This window comes from Bariatricus sp. SGI.161, from assembly GCF_050313695.1.
In the GTDB taxonomy this organism is placed as follows: Bacteria; Bacillota; Clostridia; order Lachnospirales; family Lachnospiraceae; genus JAFBIX01.
The window spans coordinates 1-428 of sequence record NZ_JBNPLX010000096.1 but is presented as its reverse complement, the minus strand read 5'-3'; the positions used below and the strand labels follow the sequence as shown (position 1 = coordinate 428).

The following is a 428-nucleotide window of genomic DNA, read 5'->3' as shown; positions in this document are numbered from 1 at the left end:
ACGGATTTACTGATGCTGCCGGTCTTGAACAGGCAGAAGCACAGAAGCACCGTATAGCCCATGCAGCCCCAGATTGCGCCGGATATGTCAGAAGCGGAAGCAATGTTCTGTATCAGCACCGCATAGATACCGACAACAACCATGATCAAAAAGGCTTGGAAGCCCAGCGCCAGCAGGGATTTCAAGTAGTTCTGGCCCATGCCGCGCCATTCGCTGTTTCCCATTGTGGCAAGGGGGATAGGCCCTAACGAGGTCACGACGTAAATTTCAATCATACGGCCATAGGTCACAAGGAAAATACAGATGGCGAGAATGTTCATGGTAAGGCCCACCACAAGGGTCTGGAACCACAGGCCCAGAAGCCCGCCCACGCTCATAGCCTCCAACTGGCTTTCAAGGTCAGGTATCAGGCTGTTAAAGTCCACGGA

General features: G+C 53.0%; 1 protein-coding gene. It reads right to left on the bottom strand.

All coding sequences use genetic code 11. From position 1 onward, the window contains the following. Window positions 1–428 (bottom strand): VirB6/TrbL-like conjugal transfer protein, CD1112 family (locus tag ACQRBH_RS17345; protein WP_427762703.1); only part of this gene is annotated, 428 nt, incomplete at both ends.